Source organism: Saccharopolyspora sp. NPDC045839 (assembly GCF_056431645.1).
On the sequence record NZ_JBWKKH010000005.1, the window covers coordinates 274,691 to 291,383 of the forward strand.

General features: G+C 71.5%; 14 protein-coding genes. 3 read left to right on the plus strand and 11 right to left on the minus strand.

The genetic code is table 11. The annotated features are described in order from the left end of the window. The first annotated feature begins 143 nt into the window (after positions 1-143). Positions 144-449, plus strand: coding sequence for a hypothetical protein (locus tag AC07EQ_RS10150; protein WP_132480810.1), 306 nt, complete (start codon positions 144-146; stop codon positions 447-449). Between the two features lie 98 nt (positions 450-547). Beyond that, positions 548-1,378, plus strand: a complete 831-nt coding sequence (locus tag AC07EQ_RS10155; RefSeq protein WP_478387672.1) for an Acg family FMN-binding oxidoreductase — start codon at positions 548-550, stop codon at positions 1,376-1,378. Between the two features lie 3 nt (positions 1,379-1,381). On the opposite strand, the gene AC07EQ_RS10160 is transcribed toward AC07EQ_RS10155, so the two are convergent. Continuing rightward, entirely contained in the window at positions 1,382-1,603 is a 222-nt protein-coding gene (locus tag AC07EQ_RS10160; protein ID WP_132480804.1) for a hypothetical protein, read from the minus strand. Positions 1,604-1,926: 323 nt separating this feature from the next. Here AC07EQ_RS10160 and AC07EQ_RS10165 point away from each other — a divergent pair, with 323 nt between their 5' ends. Continuing rightward, positions 1,927-3,111, plus strand: coding sequence for an acyl-CoA dehydrogenase family protein (locus AC07EQ_RS10165; protein WP_478387673.1), 1,185 nt, complete (start codon positions 1,927-1,929; stop codon positions 3,109-3,111). A gap of 521 nt (positions 3,112-3,632) precedes the next feature. On the opposite strand, the gene AC07EQ_RS10170 is transcribed toward AC07EQ_RS10165, so the two are convergent. The 10 genes from AC07EQ_RS10170 to AC07EQ_RS10215 all read right to left on the minus strand — a co-directional run bounded on the left by AC07EQ_RS10170 (position 3,633) and on the right by AC07EQ_RS10215 (position 16,682). Beyond that, a complete protein-coding gene (locus AC07EQ_RS10170) occupies positions 3,633-4,154 on the minus strand; it encodes a flavin reductase family protein (RefSeq protein WP_478387674.1) in 522 nt (173 codons plus the stop codon). Between the two features lie 7 nt (positions 4,155-4,161). Continuing rightward, a complete protein-coding gene (locus tag AC07EQ_RS10175) occupies positions 4,162-4,509 on the minus strand; it encodes a cupin domain-containing protein (protein WP_358571369.1) in 348 nt (115 codons plus the stop codon). A gap of 9 nt (positions 4,510-4,518) precedes the next feature. Beyond that, positions 4,519-5,970: a 4-hydroxyphenylacetate 3-hydroxylase family protein gene (locus AC07EQ_RS10180; protein ID WP_478387675.1), complete on the minus strand. Its 1,452-nt coding sequence runs from the start codon at positions 5,968-5,970 to the stop codon at positions 4,519-4,521. A gap of 2 nt (positions 5,971-5,972) precedes the next feature. After that, positions 5,973-6,653: a DUF2848 domain-containing protein gene (locus AC07EQ_RS10185; protein WP_478387676.1), complete on the minus strand. Its 681-nt coding sequence runs from the start codon at positions 6,651-6,653 to the stop codon at positions 5,973-5,975. Between the two features lie 57 nt (positions 6,654-6,710). Beyond that, the gene (locus AC07EQ_RS10190) at positions 6,711-7,355 is read right to left on the minus strand and encodes a GntR family transcriptional regulator (RefSeq protein ID WP_478387677.1); all 645 of its coding nucleotides are present in this window, start codon (positions 7,353-7,355) and stop codon (positions 6,711-6,713) included. A gap of 19 nt (positions 7,356-7,374) precedes the next feature. Then, positions 7,375-7,899: an MFS transporter gene (locus AC07EQ_RS10195; protein WP_478387678.1), complete on the minus strand. Its 525-nt coding sequence runs from the start codon at positions 7,897-7,899 to the stop codon at positions 7,375-7,377. A gap of 61 nt (positions 7,900-7,960) precedes the next feature. Beyond that, entirely contained in the window at positions 7,961-9,292 is a 1,332-nt protein-coding gene (locus tag AC07EQ_RS10200; protein WP_478387679.1) for an RNA-guided endonuclease InsQ/TnpB family protein, read from the minus strand. 153 nt (positions 9,293-9,445) lie between these two features. Continuing rightward, positions 9,446-11,389 (minus strand): hypothetical protein, encoded by a 1,944-nt coding sequence (locus AC07EQ_RS10205; RefSeq protein ID WP_478387680.1) that lies wholly within the window; start codon positions 11,387-11,389, stop codon positions 9,446-9,448. Then, positions 11,386-13,563, minus strand: coding sequence for a hypothetical protein (locus AC07EQ_RS10210; protein ID WP_478387681.1), 2,178 nt, complete (start codon positions 13,561-13,563; stop codon positions 11,386-11,388). Before AC07EQ_RS10210 ends, AC07EQ_RS10205 begins: the two co-directional genes overlap by 4 nt. Beyond that, positions 13,560-16,682, minus strand: coding sequence for a tubulin-like doman-containing protein (locus AC07EQ_RS10215; RefSeq protein WP_478387682.1), 3,123 nt, complete (start codon positions 16,680-16,682; stop codon positions 13,560-13,562). The genes AC07EQ_RS10210 and AC07EQ_RS10215 overlap by 4 nt, the downstream gene beginning before the upstream one ends. Positions 16,683-16,693 lie beyond the last annotated feature (11 nt).

Consider the following 16,693-nt stretch of genomic DNA (forward strand, 5'->3'; position numbering starts at 1 on the left):
TTTCGCGCGCCGCTGACCACACCCCGGCCCGGCAAGATCCGGAACACTCCTGTTCATGGCGCGACTCATGTGACCAAGGAACACCCATGTGGGTGATGTTGAAGGGTGCTGAACATCCATTGCAGCGCTTAGACTTCCGCCCCGTGACTGCAGTACCGCACTCCTCGACCGAGGCAGCCCTGCGCGACGCGGTGGACACAGCACTGATCGACCTGCTCACCGCGCAGCACAATCCCGCCGACCGAGCCCACCGCGAGCTGGCCCGCGCGGTCGGTCTCCTCGACCAGCACCCGCACATCGAGATCCCCGCCGACGCCGCGAACGCGGTCCGCACCGCCGCCGATCGCCTGGCCCAGGGATCTCGTGACGACGCCCGCACCGCCCTGGTGACCGCCCGCAGCCAACTCGCCGCCCCCGGCTCCCGCCTGAACTCCCGCAACACCGGCTGAACCGCGGATCCCGCGCGGCATTCCCGTGATCCCGCGCGGGTCGTTCGACTCTGCCCGCCTCCGGGCGGTCCTGGCAGCGTTGCCGTCGAGGAGTCGACATGCGACGGTTTCCCGCTGTTTTCGATCTCGTACCGGATCAGGTCGCGCAGGTCGTCCAGCTGGCCGGCCTCGCCCCCTCGCCGCGCAACAGCCAGCCGTGGCGGTTCCGGGTGCTGCCACACGTCATCGAACTGCACGCCGCTCCCTCCCACCTGCCGCCTGCCGGCGATCCCGACGACCACGACCTGCGGCTGGCCTGCGGCGCGGCGCTGCTGAACCTCCGGCTCTCGCTGGCGCACGCCGGTGTCCGGCCGGTCGTGACGCTGCTGCCGCGGCTGTCGTCCCCGAGCGTGCTGGCGGAGGTCCGCAGCGGCGGCCACCAGCGCCCCGACGCCGAGCAAATCGCGCTGTACGAAGCGATTCCGGAACGCCGCACGCAGCGGCGCCCGCTCCAGCCGACCGCCGTCGCGGCTTCGGTCCAGCACGTCCTGCGGGTCGCGGCACGCGCCGAAGGCGCCTGGCTGCACCTCGTCCGGCCCGCCGAGCACGACGAGCTGGCGGGCTTGCTGCGCCGGCTGCAGACCGACGCCGAACCCGCGCCACTGCTGGCCGTGCTGTGCACGCCGGGCAGCGATGCGAAGAGCGAACTCGAGGCCGGGCAGGCCTGGCAGCGGGTGTGGCTGACCGCCACCGCGCGCGGGTTGGCCGCCACACCGCTGCCGCTCGCGGAAGGCCAGGACATCCGCAATGCCCTGGGCCGGCTGCTCGGCGACGCGCCCCATCCGCAGGCATGGCTGCTGATCGGCTACGGCGAGCCGGCACCGGCGACGCCGCGCCGGGACCCCGGCGAACTGCTCATCGACGCGGTCCCGAACTCCGGCCACGGCTGACCGTCACTGCGGAACCGGCTCGGGCCGCGGCAGTTCGTCGCGGCGCACCCCCCGTCTGAGCCGGTCGGCCAGTTCGTCCAGGAACCAGTCCAGCACCGACTCCGCCGCCTCTACGTCGGCGATCGCGCCCCGGCCCAATGCCTCCTTGCGCGCCCGCCCGGCAATCCGGATCTCCTCGCACAACTGCTCGTACGGGAGGTCGCTGCACCTCGTAAGCAGATCCATTTCAGACCACTCCGTGGCCATCGAGCGACCGGGGACCCGCGCATGGCGAATCCCCGATCCCTCGCCCCCATTTTTTTGGTCCCCGAATCGGATCGGGGAAGTCTGCCGATCGACATCTTCGTGCGCACCTGTCCAAACCATATCGCCCGGTGCCAAGTTTTTCCTCACCCATTCGGGGAAATGTTGGAAATTCACCAGCTTGTCGCAGGCTGCGGTCACAAATTGACGACGGCGGCCGGAGCCGGGACCGCGGGCCGGGCCGGCGACATAGGCTGCCGACCGGAACTTGATCATGGCAGGCCACTCGGCAAGGAGTCACGAGGATGACCACCGAAACCTCCGAGCTCTACATCAGCGACGAGTTCACCCCGCTCCGCCAACGGCTGGCCGCGCTCGGCCCACTGCTGGCCGACCACGCCGACCGCAGCGACGAATCCGGCCGCCTCGCCGACGAGGTCGTGCAGGCCCTGCACGACTCCGGCGCGCTGAAGACCGGCATCCCGCGAGAACTCGGTGGCTACGAGTTCTCACCCACCCAGCAACTGGAAACGGTCAGCCAACTGTCCTATCTGGACGCTTCGGTGGCCTGGACGTGCATGGCGCTGCAACTGGTGACCGGCACGACCGCGGCCTACGTCGCCCCCGACGCCGCGGCGGAGCTGTTCCCCGACGTCGCGGGCGGCCGGTTCGCGTTGATAGCAGGGCAGGGCACCCGGCTCGGCACCGCGAAGCGGGTCGACGGCGGCTTCCGCGTCAGCGGCCGCTGGCAGTTCGCCTCCGGCATCGCGCTCGCCAGCCACATCCACGCCGGGGCCTGGTGCGCGGAAACCGAGCAGGCGCTGATCTGCACCTTCCCGAAGGAACAGGCGACGCTGATCGACAACTGGGACGTGCTCGGCCTGCGCGCCACCGGGAGCATCGACTACACCTGCGAGGACGTGTTCGTGCCCGAGACGCACGCCTTCGACCCCGCCACCACGCGGGCCCACCACGGCGGCGCGGTCTACCGCATCGGCCTGGCCACCCTGTCCGGGGTCTCGCACACCGGCTGGGCGATCGGCGTCGGCCGCCGGCTGCTCGACGAGCTCAAGGCCCTGGCCGCCGAGAAGACCGGCGCCCCGAACGCCGCGGTCGACACCCAGCAGTTCCACGCGGAGTACGCGACCGCGGAGAGCAAGCTGCGTTCCGCCCAGGCGTGGGCGAGGCAGGTCTGGGCCGACGTCGAGCAGACCCTGGCGAGCGGCGGGATGCCCAGCACCGAACAGGAAACCCTGGCCCGGCTGGCGCTGAACAACGCGACCTGGTCCGCCCACGCGGTCGGGCAGGCGGTCCACAAATGGGCGGGCACCGCGGCGCTGCGGCGCGGCCCGATCCAGCGGTTCCACCGGGACCTCGGCACCGGCACCCAGCACGTCACCTCCGGCGCCGTCGTCCTGCAGAACTGCGGCAGGTCGCTCAGCGGCCTGGCCCCGGGAGCCCGCTGGAACTTCCTGAGCCTGGAGCCCTGAGCCCCAGCGGTGGGGTGACCCCGGGCGGCGAACGGTTGCGGACTCAACTTGTCCGGGCAACCATCGCCGGGTGGCCCGGGGGAAGGTGGTGTGGTGGCCTGCTCCTCCGGAGGGATTTTGGGGAGGCCGAAGAAGCAGGCCACCGGCGGGCGATCGCGGCACCGCGGCTGCATTGGGGGGAGGCCCGCGATCACTCCGGGCAAAGGTATGCCCGCGCGGCGCGCGCGGCGCGCCAGGCGTGCGGTCGTGCGTGATGCCGACCGGAGAACGCCCCGTCGCTCGTGCGGGGCGTTCTCCGGCCGTGCGCGGCCGCCCGCGCTCCCCGGCGCAAAGCGCTGAGCTGCTCAAATTGATCGAGCGGCGCCCGGCGCACCGCGCCGGATCCCGGCCCGGCCGGCCCGTCGCCGCCGAGGCCCGCCCGGCGGCGGCGAACGGCGTTGGCCCAGCGCAGCCCGGTCCTGTCACTCGACCGGGTAGTTCTCACGCGCAGTAGCCCGATCGGACTACCGGAGGAGCCGGGATCAGAACATCCAGGGCATCTCCTCGTGACCGAAGTCGTGGAAGTCGCCGAACCGCCCGGAGTAGAACGCCAGACCGGCGCCCTCCCGGCAGCGGAGGTTCCGCACGAGCCCGTAGCAGACCCGGTGATCGCCGACGTCGTGCGCGCTGTGCACGTCGCACTCGGCCTGCACCAGGGCATCCTTGATCATCGGCAGCCCGAACTCGCCGTGCTCGCAGTCCATTCCCTCGAACCGCGCGCCACCGCGGGTGGCGAAGCGGCGGGCGATGGCCTCCTGGCGGGCCCCGAGGATCGAGACGGCGAACCGCCCGGTCCCGGTGACCATGTCGGTGGTCCGCGAGCCCTCGGTGAGCGAGATCAGCAGGATCGCCGGGTCCAGGCAGATCGACGTCAGCGAGCTGATCGTCATGCCGCAGGCCTGGTCCCCGGCCCCGCTGGTCACGATCGCCACCCCGGTGGTGAAGCGGCCCATGCTGGTGCGCATGCCGACCGCGTTCGCCGCTTGGAAAGCCGGCAGGGACATGGCGGACCTACTTGTCGTAGTAGCGGACTTCGAAGGTGACGACGCCCTCGTCGGTGCGCCAGGGGCCGTGCGGCATCCCCGGCGGGCGGCAGGCGTACTGGCCGGCGGAGAACGTCTCGCCGAGCGTCAGGTCGGTGAACGAGCCCTCCAGGATGTACACCTCCTCCCAGAAGTCGTGCTTCTGCACGCCCATCGGCGTCGAGTCGGCGCCGGGCTCGTAGCGCAGGATCCGGGTGGCCACGCCGGACTCCGGGTCCTTGGCGAGGATCCGCTCGGTGATCTTCGGGTCGTCGCCGGGGCAGACCGTGAAGTCGACGTCGCTGACGGGGAAGAACTCGTACTCGGGCTTAGCCATGCTGACCTCTCACACCGTTTCGATCTTGTAGGAACCCAGGAACCGCTCGACGTCCTCGAGCGCCTGCTCGTAGCCGTAGTTCCGGTAGCTGTAAACGCCTTTGACCACGAACGGCGCCCCGGCGTAGAACATCTCGTACTGCTGGTGCCGCCCGGCGAACTCGGATCCGACGATGTCCCAGGCCAGCTTGAAGAGCTTCACGCGCTCTTCCGAGGCCACGCCCGGGGACTGCACGTAGTGCTCGATGTCGGCGGCGGTCACCGGGCTCGTGAGATCGCGGACGCTCGACGGCAGTTGCAGCACGCCGCCGCCGACGAGGTCGCGGAGGATCGCCAGCACCCGCGGGTAGATCTCGGACTGCAGTCCCATCGAGCCGTAGAGCGCGCGCTTGCCCGGCAGCCACTGCCCGGCTTCGTCGGGAGCGGCGGTGTACTCGGCGGCGAGCACGGCCGATTCGACGCCGGAGACGAGCGCGCCCAGCTCGCCCAGCTTCTCCTGCACGCTGGGGATCTTGTCCACGCCGTTGACCTGCGTGACGCGGCGGGCGACGCCGGCGATGAACTTCAGCTTGGTGGCGAACCGGATCTGGGCCTGCCAGTTGCCGAGCGCGTGCGCGCCGGTGTCGAAGAACTGGCGGCGCACCACGGTGGTGTCCCGGTTGACGAAGACGCGCTCCCACGGGATCAGCACGTCGTCGAACACGACCAGCGCGTCCGGTTCGTCGTAGCGGCTGGTGAGCGGGTAGTCGAACGAGCTGGTCGCGGCGGGCGCGTACGGGCGGCGGCAGTACAGCTTGAGCCCCGGCGCGGCGGTGGGGACCACGAAGCCGACGGCGAAGTCCTGGTCGTCGGGCCCGAGCGGCTTGATGCAGGACACGAAGATCTCGTCGGCGATCGCCGCGCCGGTGGCGAGCATCTGCGAGCCCCGGACGACGATGCCCTCCTCGGTTTCCCGGACGACGCCGACCTGCAGGTACTCGCCGTCCCAGCCCGATGCCGTGGTGGCGCGGGAGACCTGCGGCGGGATGATCGCGTAGGAGACGTAGAGGTTCTCCGCCAGCAGCCGCCGGTGGAAGGCGGTGACGTTGGCGGAGAAGTCGCGGTCTCCGGAGGCGAAGACCTCGGGGTGGGCGGCGAAGGAGGCGAGGAAGGTGCCGACGTGGTCGGGGCTGCGCCCGACCCAGCCGTGGGTGTGCCTCGCCCAGGTCTCGATCGCCTCCCGGCGCAGGCGGAGTTCCTCCTGGCTGCGGGGAATCCCGAAGGCCAGGTTGGCCGTCGCGCCCGTTTCCGGTGCGGTGTACTGCATTCCGCTCGCCGGGTCCGCGGCGATGTCGAAGAGTTCGGCGACGGTGCGGGCCACCGGCGCGAAGGCCGGGTGGGTGGCGACGTCGACCTGCTCGCCGTCGACGAGCACCACGCGCCCGTCGCGCAGCGACGCCAGGTAGTCGGCTCCGGTGCGCATGATCAGTTCCTTCCGGTCCTGCGGTAGGTGTGGGTGAGCTTTCGGCCGTCGGGCAGCGCGAGTTCGAGATCCCACCGGTCGCCGGGGGTGAACTCGCCGCGCAGCAGCGGCAGGGTGCCGGCGAAGCAGATCAGGTCGCCGCCGTCGTCCCCGTGCCGTTCGGCGAAGATGCCGAGCAGCTCGCGCGGGGTGCGCAGGTTCGCGAGCGTGCCGTCCTGGTAGAGCTCGCCGTCGACCCAGCTGCGGGCCCGGCAGGCGTCCCAGTCGAAGTCCGCCCAGTCCGGGATCTCGACGGCGACCGGCCCGATCGGCTTGGGGCAGGCGCGCTTGGAGTCGCCGACGTCGACGGTCTCCAGCGCCCGGTCCGTGTGGTCGGATCCGATGCCGAGGAAGTACTTCCCGCCGTGCCGCAGGATGACGGGCTCCACCTCTCCGGAGGTGTTGGTGGCGGTGATCGGCGTGCTCCCGGCGGTGGAGATGGTGTCCGCCGCGACGCGGTAGAACATCGGGACCTGTTCGGGCGGGGCGACGCCGATCGCGGCGAGCTCGTCGATGTGGTGCCGCACGGCCTTCTCGTCCCGTCCGGTGTACCCGGCGACCAGGGCGTGGAAGTCCCGGAACCGCAGCGGTTCGCCGGATTCCAGCCGGTCCAGGACCAGGACGTCCGTGGAGGCGTCAAGCATGGGGTGACCTTTCCGTTGCATGGCGAGGAGTTCTGTGATCGGCCCGGTGCCGGGCGATCAGCGCGCGGGCTGCGTCATCGAGTGCAGCGTCGTTCGCAGGTGGTCGCGCACCGCCCGGACCGCGGACTCGGCAGCCCCGGCGGCCAGCGCGTCGGCGATGGCGCGGTGCTCGATCAGCACCTGCTTCTTGCGGGCCTGGTCGGCCAGGACGATGCGCACGCCCATGCGCATCTGCCGTTCCCGCAAGGAGCTGTAGAAGTCGTTCATCAAGGGGTTCCCCGCCGCGCGCATGATCGTCGTGTGGAACTCCAGGTCGTGCGCGATGAAGTCGACGGGGTCGGCGTCCTGCCCCTGGTCCTGCAGGATCCGGTACAGCTTGTCCGGGACCGCTCCGGGTTGCGGCGCGACCTCGTTGACCGACCACTCCTCGACGACGCGGCGGGCCTGCACGACCGCCTCGACGTCGTTGTCCGACAGCGCCGGGATGAACGCTCCCTTGCGCGGCACCCGCCGGATGAAGCCCTCGGCCTGCAACCGGAGCAGGGCCTCCCGGACGGGCGTGCGCGAGATGCCGGACGCCTCCGCGACCTGCGCCTCGGTCAGGAACATCTCCTCGTCGCGGGGCAGCGTGATGATGGTGTTCTTGAGCCACTCGTAGGCCAGCTCGGGTGCCGTGGCCGCGGTGGTTCTCGTCGTGCTCATGAGATTTCCTCCGCCAGGTTCAGCGAACGCGCGCCGCCGGATCTCCCTGCGCGGGCTCGGCCGCGCCGATCTCGGCCAGGTCGACCGACCGGGTTTCGGTGGCGATCAGCGACGCGCCGAGCGAGATGGCGCCCATCACCGCGAGGTAGGCGCCGATGGCGTAGCCGGTGCCGAACGCCGAGTGGAGGGCGATGGCGATGATCGGCGCCAGGGAGCCCGCCAGGACCGACGCGAGGTTGTACGCCAGCGAGACGCCCGAGTACCGGACCTCGGTCGGGAAGAGCTCCGAGAAGAAGGCGCCGATGACCGCGCTGTAGGCGCTGAAGATCAGCAGCCCGCCGACGACGGCGGCGATGACGGCCGCCGGATTCCTGGTGTCCAGCAAGGCGAAGAAGGCGAACGCCCAGCCGATGGTGGCGATCGACGCTCCGATGTAGACGGGGCGGCGGCCGACGCGGTCGGCGAGGATCGCGAACAGCGGGATCGCCGGCAGCGCGACGACCATGCCCACCATCACGGCGTTGAGCCCGGTCGAGCGGTCCATCCCCTGGATCTGCGTGACTTGACGTCCTCCCCGCCCTGAAAAGGGCGGGGATTCCTTGATGTCATGGTTGCGGTGACATCAAGGCTGGTTCACGCAACCGGCTACCCGTTGTGCGGGTGCCTTGCCCCGTTGCGGGACTGCGCGTGCTCTGTGCCCTCGCGCGACCGCCCGCGCGGGAGCCCGCCTCACGCCGCATGGCATGTTTCCGTCCGGCGGTGCAGAGTGCTCGATCGAGGATGATGTGTGCGGCGTTGCGGTCGGCGTGTTCGGTATGTCCGCAGTGAGTGCAGGCGAACAACCGGCCGCAGCCGGGCCGTGACCCGGGATCGCGGATGTGACATCTCCGGCACGTCTGAGAGGTGCCAGCCGCCGGGACCACGATCAGCTCACTGCCGTACCGGCGAGTCTTGTACCCGAGTTGACGGCGGATCTCGAACCATCCTTGATCAGAGATCGATCGGTTGAGCCCGGCCTTTTGCTTGACGCCTCGGCCGGGTTGCTCGGCAGTGCCGCGTGCCGAACGGACCATGTTGGACACCTTCAGGTCCTCCACCGCGATCATGCCGTGGTTTTTGGCGAGATCATTGGTGAGTTTGTGGTTCCAGTCCGCCCGCCTGCGGGCCTGTCGAGCCTTCAGCGCGCTGATCTGCGCGATGGTCTTGCGGAGCCTGTTGGAGTACCTGCCTCCGTTGTGTTTCTTCGCGAACGCCAGTTGCCGGGCCTTGCGTTGCTCCAAACCCTTGAGGCGCTGGCGTTCTCCCGGGGTGAGAGCGTCAGGTCGCTGGCGCTCGGTGGTTTCGTCGGAGACGAACACCGAGCAGGCGATGCCCATATCCACCCCCGCTACCGGCCCGGTGTTGGTCGGCAGCTCGTCTGGTTCTTCAGCGTGGACGCCGAACGCAACATGCCACCCGAGCCCGTCCCGGCTCACCGTGGCACTGCGAACGATTCCGCCCAGCGCACGGGACCAGCGGAACCGGACCCATCCGAGCTTGGGGAGCTTCGCTTGCCCAACTCGGCGGGACACCCGACGCACCTGCACCGTCTGGCCAGGGAAGGTGATTCCTTGCCGATGTCCCTTGCGTTTGAACCGGGGGAAACCCACAGGGTGGTTCGGGTTCCAGAAATTGTCGTATGCCGCGTCAAGCTGGCGAAGGACCTGCTGAGCACACTGCGCGGGCAGATCTTTCAACCAGACGTGTTCTTTGCGCGCATCGGTGAGGTCGGTGCACTGCTCGACCGCCCGCACCGTCAGCCGACGCTGATAGGCCCAGACACGTTGGGCTAGCGCGGTGTTCCACACAGCCCGGCACGTGTGCGACCACGCGGTGAGCCGTTCCGCCTGCACCATGCTGGGGTACAAGCGGAACTTCACCGCCGTGTTCGCCTTCATCGGAGATCATCCTAGAGTGCCACGCTGACAGTCCTGACCGGAACGTACCGGCTCAAGGCAGAAGCCGTCGCTCTCCCTGGACGAACGCCAGCAGATCCTCACGATCCTCCAGCGACTCGTTCAGCACCCCAGCGACTGAACCCCAAACGGGGCTCAGGCCCCGACCCGGCCGGCCGGCCCGCCCCCGATCATCCCGGCCATCGCGAGGATGGCGACCAGCGGCTCCAGCACCCGGACCGGCTCGAACCCGCGCGCGAACCGCTCCTCCCCTGGCGCGGCTTCGCTGCCGCTGGCCGACACGAAGTGCAGGGTGCACCGGTCGAAGACGCTGAACGGCGCGAGCGCGGCGTGGTCGCCGCGGCCGTGCAAGAACGCGAAGGCCGAGCTGCTCTCCACGTGCAGCAGCACGGGATCGACCGACGCGAGGGCGGCGTTGCGGTGCCGCAGCCAGTGATCGATCGGCGGGAGGTAGCGCAGCCGGTCCGCCTTGGTCGCGACGATCGCCGTGGGCAGCCGCTCGAACTCCGGGATCGCCCGGAGCCGGGCCAGCGACATCTCGAACGCCTGGTTGCCGACGCGCTCGGGCACGGGCTCCAGCCCGTGCACGAAGATCAGGGCACCGGTGCCGATCAGGAACCGCGCGAGCCGGGAATCGCCGACCGCCTGCAGGTCCTCGCCCGCCACGTCGAAGAGCACCAGCGGCCGGCTGCCTCCTGGCCCGCTGATCAGCAGGATCTCCGCCGGATCGGTCAGTCCCTCCGGCGTGCCCGGCAGCCGCTCGCCGCGTTCGGCCGCCGCCAGGACCTGCTTCCGGTAGCGGTCGTGGCGGTGCAGGTCCAGCGCGGTCGCCGTCAGCCCGTAGGGCGTCAGGCCGCCGCGGTCGACCACCTCCCGCAGCATCGCGGCGAGCAGGTGCGTCTTCCCCGCCGATGGGCGGCCGATCAGCGCCACGACCAGCGGCGGACCGTGGTCGAAGTACGTCGCGGGCAGGAAGTGCTCGGCGACGTCGTCGGACGGGTTGGGGCAGCGGCGGTAGGCGCTGAGGCTGCGGAAGTGCCGCTTCTGCGGGTCGAGCGAGGACGAGTCGTCCTTGACGAACCCGTCGTCCTCGTGGCGCCACAGCTCGTCGTCGGGCAGCGGCGGCGGATAGGAGTCGAGGCACACCGGGCAGCGGACGAGCACCGGCTGTTCGTCCACTTCGGACTTCGAGGCGCGCCGCCAGGGCAGCCAGGATCGCGCCGGGGCGTCCCGCTCCGCCTGCGCCGCGATCCGTTCCCGCTTGCGCCGCAACAGGTTCTTGTACGCCTCGACGCCCGGCACCAGGGCGCTGCCGGGCGCGAGGACCGGGACGTCCGTCGGCTCGCGGAGCCTGGTCAGCAGGTCCGCCGGCGTCGGGCGGAAGTCCGGCGGGTTGACGAAAACCCCGTCGAGCAGCGTGCTCAGCGCGCCGCCGTCCACAGAGAGGTCCGGGGCCCCGCGCCCGGTGTGCGGGTGCACGGTGCGCCAGAGCGCCAGCCCGGCGTCCCAGACGTCGTCGCGGACATCGACGCGCCGGTCGTCGGCCGACCGGCGCTGCTCGCCGATCCCGGCGGCGTGCTCGAAGTCGACGAGTTGCACCGTCCTGGTCGCGGAATCCCACCGCAGCGCACCGAGATCCACCCGCCCGTGGGCGATCCCGGCCATGGCGGCGAGGTGCAGGGCGCGCAGCAGGCCGACCTGCAGCCGGTAGCGGTGCTGCGCCGCGAGCTCGGGCAACAGCCCCTCGACCGGCTCGCCCCGATAGGGCTCGACGAGGACGAACGGCTCGGCTCCGTCCACGTCGTAGTACCACAGCCTCGGCAGCTCGGGCGGGTAGGTGTCGCGCGGGAACGTCAGGGCGAAGCGGTGCAGCGCCCGGATTTCGCGGTCCAGCGGGCCGAGCAAGCCCGGATAGCCGGAATCGTTGCGGGGCAACCACTTCTGCAGCAGCTGCGGACCGCCGTCCACGGACACCACGCGAGTGGGCAGGCCGCCGGAGACGCCGGCATCGCCGACGACCGTCAGCCGGAGGGTGCGCGACGTGCCGTCGACGGCGCGGCACCTGACCTCCGTCGTCACTGGAACACCCCCTCGCGGAGCGGGACGAGCCGCAGGGTGCCCGCGATCTCGGCGTCCCCGGTCCAGGTGACGGCAGGCCACGGGTCTCCGTGCCTGCCACCGCGAACCGCCGCGGGCGCGAACCGCACGAGCTCCGCGCGATCGGCCAGCGCGCTGACCGCGCCGAGCTGCCTGGCGTGGCACAGCTGCGTCATCTCGGCGTCGACGTCGCATCGGAGCGCGTCGCCGACCGGCGAGCCGTCCCACAGCCGGGCGGCGAGTTCCGCGCGATGGGCGCGTTCGCGGGCGAAGGGCGGCGGCACGAGCAACCCGTACCGCCCCAGGTGTTCGCGGTAGGCGTCGAGCAGCCGCTCGGCCTCCCGCACGTGTTCCTCGCGCGCCCCGGGCCGATCGGCCTCGATCCCGGCCCAGCACGGGCGGAGCGCGGCGATCGTCAGGTCGACCAGGTCGGTGACGACGACCTCGCACGCCTCCTGGTGGATGTCGCGGTCCGGCGGGCCGTCCGAGCCGTCCTCGCCGGGCTTCCCGGGCGGACCGAGCAGGTCGGCCGCGCGCTCGGCGAGCGCGTCCCGGACCGCGGTCAGGCCGATCGAGACCTGGCGCAGCCCTTCGGCGAACAGCACGCGCCGCGCCGAGGGCCGCCACTCGGCCCGGATCACGCCGTCCACCAGCTGCGCGGTCCGGGCCAGCCGGTCCCGGACGCCGTCGAAGTCGAGCTCGCGCCGCCACTGCCGCACCGATCGCCGCCAGCCGACTCCCATCGTCCAGGCCGACAGCGACACCGAGAGCACTGCCGCGACCAGACCGAAGGCGTCCGGAATTCCCGTGCCCGCAACGAGGAAGACCAGCAGCCAGCCGCCGAGCACCGGCAAACCCCAGAACAACGCGGCGGGCGGCGCGGCTTCGGCGAAGCCCTGCTCGCCGGTGGCGGTCGGTTGCCGCGCCTGCAGCAGCAGACCGGCGGCGAACCAGGCCAGGGCCAGCAGCGGGACGAAGAACGCGGCGACGACGCCCAGCGCGGAGGTGCCCAGCGCCGCCAGGCCACCGGCCACCGCGGCCAGCGGCGCCGCCAGCGAAAGCGACGGCCACGTCGCGAGCCGCGGCACGGGGCCGGCGAGCGGTGCGAGGTCCGCCAGCTCGGCGATGGCCGCCGCGCAACCCTGCGGTTCCTGGCCGACCCGCCCGGCGTCGAGGTCCGGCAGCAGGCACGCCACCGACCGGTAGCGCCCGAGCCATTCCTCGACGAGCCGCCGCGTGCGGTCGCGGATGTCGCGCGGTCGCGCCGGAGCCGGCCCGCGCGCCCCGAGCCGCGTGACGACGTCCCGGTCGACGCGTTGTCCCCGCAGGTTCTCGTCGATGCGCTGCAACTGCTGGGTCGCCTTGTCGTGGAAGTCCTGCACCTCCGCCCGCGCTTCGGCGAGGGCCGGCCCGACGACCGGTCTCGGGCGCCGCTTCGGCAACGGGGCGAGGAAGTGGTCGACGCGGGTCAGCGCGTGGTCGGCCGCGTTGAGCGCCGTGACCGCGCGGGCGTGCGCACCGGCCAGCTCGGCGCCGGGAACCAGGACGTCCTCGGCCGCATCGACCTCGATGGTTTCGCGCACCGCGGCGCGGAATTCGTCGCGCGGCAGCTCCCGGGAACCGACCCGGCCCGCGTCCGGATCGGTGAACCAGGCGATGGCCTCCTCCTGCGCCCGGCGCAGCTCGGCGTCGTGCAGGCTGGTCCGCTCCAGGGCCATGCCCGCGCTGGCCGTGCTGTAGGGCAGCGTGCTGACGGCCTTCACGACGGCGGCGAAGACCGCCGGGTCGGCAAGGGCGTCGATCAGCTGCCCCAGGCCGGAATGGCCGGTTCGTGCGACCGCGCGCACGAGGGGATCCGCCGGCCGCCACCGGATCCCCTCGGCGTGGCCGATCCAGACGGTCGCCGCGCGCTCGACGGGAGCCAGCGACGGCGCGGGCCGGATGCGCACCGCGCCGTCGGCGTTCCCGCCGTCGACGGCGACGCAGAGCACGCCCGAAACCGCCGGATTCCCGAGCAGCGCCTGGTAGAAGTCGTCGTGGTCGGCGGCGCTCTCCGCGTCGTCGAGCACCAGCACCGCGCCTTCGGCCTGCTCCGCGTCGCACTCGCCGTCGCGCAGGTCGACGACGAGGACGGGGTCGTCGCGGCGGGCGGTCACCGGTCGCCCGCCGGGGACTGGTAGTCGAAGTACTCGGTCATGTCCCGCAGGTTCGCGAACGGCGCCTGCACGCCGCGGAACGGCAGTTCCATCGCGGCGGGCAGGGTCCGCGTCCAGAACTCCTCGATCAGGTCGAGCTGCTCGCCCGCGCCGATGCCGGGCCGGTTGCGGATCTCGTCGAGCAGCTGCGCCTCCTTCTCCGGAAGTTGCTGGAACGCGGCGAAAAGCGGCGACGGCGGTGCGGGGTCGCGGTCCACGTTGCGCGGCTTGGTCGCGATCAGCTCCGCGGCGAGGGCGCGCTTGTTGCCGTTGTCGTTGCCGAGCACCCACTCCTCGTAGGCCTGCAGCAGGCTCCCCCACGACGAGAGCTCCCGGAACGGCGTCAGCTCCAGGGTCAGCGGCGTGGCTGCGGCGTTCCCGGGGTGGATCCGGATCCGCTGCGGGCTGCGGTCCTGACCGGGCGGGTCCGCCTCCACGCTGCCGTTCCACATCGCGTTGAGGAAGCTCTGCAGGATCAGCGCGCGATCGGCCGGGGTGGAGATCAGGTAGCCCGGGGCCCTGCCGAGCCGCTGCCGCCAGGCCAACCGGTCGTCGGGCCGCTCGTACCGCCGGGCCTCGGCCGCGAGCTGGACGGCCGCGCGCACCTCGGGCACCTCGGTGATGCCCATGCAGCTGCGGAAGAAGAAGACGACCAGCGAATCGGATTCGTTCGGCCGGAATTCGATCGACGGCGCGTGCACGGACTTCAGCAACTGGTTCTTCAGGAACGTCTCCACATCGCTGTCGGGTGCGCTGCCGGGGTAGGAGATGAGCACCTTCAGGTCGCCCTCCCCCGGCGGCGCGTACCCGCCGGGCACCAGCCCGGCGAGCTCCTTGCGGAAGTGCGCGACGGCTTCGTCGTCGACGGCCCGGTCGGCCCGGCCGACCGTCGCCATCAGCAGGTCGCGGATCGACGGGACGAGGGACCGTTCCCCACCGCCGGGCCGGAAGCACTCCGAGACGGCGCCGCGAATCCGTTGGCGCACCAGGTGAACCGCCGCGTCGGGCCGCTCCCGGCCGACGCGGAAGGCGCCGGACCAGCCGTCCTCGCCGAGGATCAGCCCGACGACGTCCGCCGCCGTCGCGTTCGCGTCGAGCCGGTCGCGGAAGCGGTACTTCAGCGCGGCGTGAACCCGGGCGTAGAAGCCCTCCAGCCCGCCTTCGTCCGGGGGCTTCAGGTAGGACACCCCGAGCCGGGGCGCGTCGAGCTGCGCCGCGCGGTCGGAGAACTGGCGGTCGGCCGCGGCGATGTGGTCCGCGAACTCGTCGGTGATGGCGGCGAGCTGATCGCAGAACGAGCGCCAGCGCGGCTCCCAGACCCGCTCGTTCTTGCGCCACGCATCGTGCCACTGCTGCCGGACCCGCAACCGGTACCAGGCGTCCTGGTCCTCGACCGCCTCCTGGACGGTCGAGTCCATCCAGTGCAGCTTCCGCAGCCCGCGCCGCCGCTGCACGCTCTCGGGCTGCGGCGGGTGCAGTTCGAACTCGCCCGGCGCCCGCCGGGATTCCTTGCGGTCGTTGAGGACTTTCTCGAAACCGCCCCGGTCCAGCTTCTCGGGGTAGCCCGGATCGCCGCGCATGACGCGCCGCAGCCGGAACGGGTCGACCGTGCGCGACAGCTCTTCCGCGGCCTTGACCGGGTCGAAGTCCCGGGCCACCCGGCCGAGGTGCGGGCCGAGCAGGCGCTCGTTGCGCTCCAGGCTCTCCTGCATGGTCCGCGCCCGTGCGTTCAGCGCCTGGATGATCGAGTCGTAGCCGACCGGGACGTCCTCGACGTCGGCGAAGGGCTCCAGCGGCGCACAGGTGAGGAAGCCCTCCAGCCCGGCGGCGACGTCGAAGCGCTCGATGAGGTCGCGGTTGTGCACCCCGGCCCCGGTGGGCGGCTTGCGCATCTCCCGCACCGCCTCGGCGAGCAGCCGGGAGCTGACCACGTCCGCCAGCACCGCGAGCGGAATGTTCAGCGAGGCGACCGCCGACGTCGACACGCCGCGCCGCCCGATGCCGGTCTGGTCGAACGCCGAGCGACCGACCGTGTCGTTGATGAAGCGGTCGGCGAAGGACTGATCGCCTTCCGCTCCGGCGCCGATCAAGGTCGTGACCAGCGAGACCATCGACCGGACCAGGTCATCGCCGCTCACCCCGTCCTCCGGGCGGCCGAACAGGAAAGCGGTCTGCACGGTGGCGGGCTGCAGGCTGATCGGGCGGGACTCGCCCGGATACCAGACCGACAGCGGGCCCCGGTCCTGCGCGCCTCTGAGGTCGTCCCCGGCCCCCTGCGCGTTCTGGTCGTCGATCAGGCGGAACAGGTCGACGAGCGCGGTGGCCGAGTTGAGCACGGCGGCGCGACCGCCGCCCATGCCCTCGTTGAAGGCGGATGGCATCAGCACCAAGGGGTAGACCCTGGCCTCGGTCCCCGCCTGCCGCAGGTGCTCGCCGATCAGGTGCAGGTAGTCGTAGAAGATGCCGCTGCCGGTGCCGCCGGCCACCGAGAAGGCGACGAACACGTCGACCTTGTTGGTCATCTTCCCGCCCAGCTCGTGCAGCACCGCGCCGGACGCCTTGATCCGCTGCATCGCCGCGGTCACGCCGTGCAGCACGGCGGCGGGCCCGTGGCCCTGGCGCATCGTCTCGAACAGCACCGCCCGGCCGACCGTCGGCAGCTGGCCGGCGCCCGCGCTCAGCGGCGCCACCCGGGGGTCGGTGTCGGGTCCGGGCAGCCAGTCGATCCGCCCGTCCAGGGTGATCCGCATGGCCTGGGCGAGTTGCGCGCTGTTGTGGTGGTTCGGCGGCACGAGGTTCGCGATGAGGTGCGTGGTGTGCTGCGCGGCGGCGTGGTGGTCGGAGCTGGGCACCACGTTCGGCAGCACCTTGCTCAGCTCGTCGATGCTGAGGTCCGCGTAGGCGAACTGCAGGCAGGACGGCAGCTGGTAGGGCAGGTAGTCGTGCCCGCGCATGCGCGCGACGAGCTCGGTGCCGTCGGGGCCGCAGAGCGCCTCGCGAAGCACCCGCTCCAGCTCGCGGCCGACGCGGCATCCGGTGCCCCCGAGGCCGAGGAACAGCATCGGCTGGTGGATCTTCATGGTGAGGTCCT

What these genes read in the sequence shown, in the direction of transcription:
- AC07EQ_RS10185 (WP_478387676.1), bottom strand. Translation starts at nt 6,653, where the DNA reads ATGCTTGACGCCTCCACGGACGTCCTGGTCCTGGACCGGCTGGAATCC.
- AC07EQ_RS10195 (WP_478387678.1), bottom strand. Translation starts at nt 7,899, where the DNA reads ATGGACCGCTCGACCGGGCTCAACGCCGTGATGGTGGGCATGGTCGTC.
- AC07EQ_RS10155 (WP_478387672.1), top strand. Translation starts at nt 548, where the DNA reads ATGCGACGGTTTCCCGCTGTTTTCGATCTCGTACCGGATCAGGTCGCG.
- AC07EQ_RS10170 (WP_478387674.1), bottom strand. Translation starts at nt 4,154, where the DNA reads ATGTCCCTGCCGGCTTTCCAAGCGGCGAACGCGGTCGGCATGCGCACC.
- AC07EQ_RS10180 (WP_478387675.1), bottom strand. Translation starts at nt 5,970, where the DNA reads ATGCGCACCGGAGCCGACTACCTGGCGTCGCTGCGCGACGGGCGCGTG.
- AC07EQ_RS10165 (WP_478387673.1), top strand. Translation starts at nt 1,927, where the DNA reads ATGACCACCGAAACCTCCGAGCTCTACATCAGCGACGAGTTCACCCCG.
- AC07EQ_RS10200 (WP_478387679.1), bottom strand. Translation starts at nt 9,292, where the DNA reads ATGAAGGCGAACACGGCGGTGAAGTTCCGCTTGTACCCCAGCATGGTG.
- AC07EQ_RS10175 (WP_358571369.1), bottom strand. Translation starts at nt 4,509, where the DNA reads ATGGCTAAGCCCGAGTACGAGTTCTTCCCCGTCAGCGACGTCGACTTC.
- AC07EQ_RS10160 (WP_132480804.1), bottom strand. Translation starts at nt 1,603, where the DNA reads ATGGATCTGCTTACGAGGTGCAGCGACCTCCCGTACGAGCAGTTGTGC.
- AC07EQ_RS10215 (WP_478387682.1), bottom strand. Translation starts at nt 16,682, where the DNA reads ATGAAGATCCACCAGCCGATGCTGTTCCTCGGCCTCGGGGGCACCGGA.
- AC07EQ_RS10190 (WP_478387677.1), bottom strand. Translation starts at nt 7,355, where the DNA reads ATGAGCACGACGAGAACCACCGCGGCCACGGCACCCGAGCTGGCCTAC.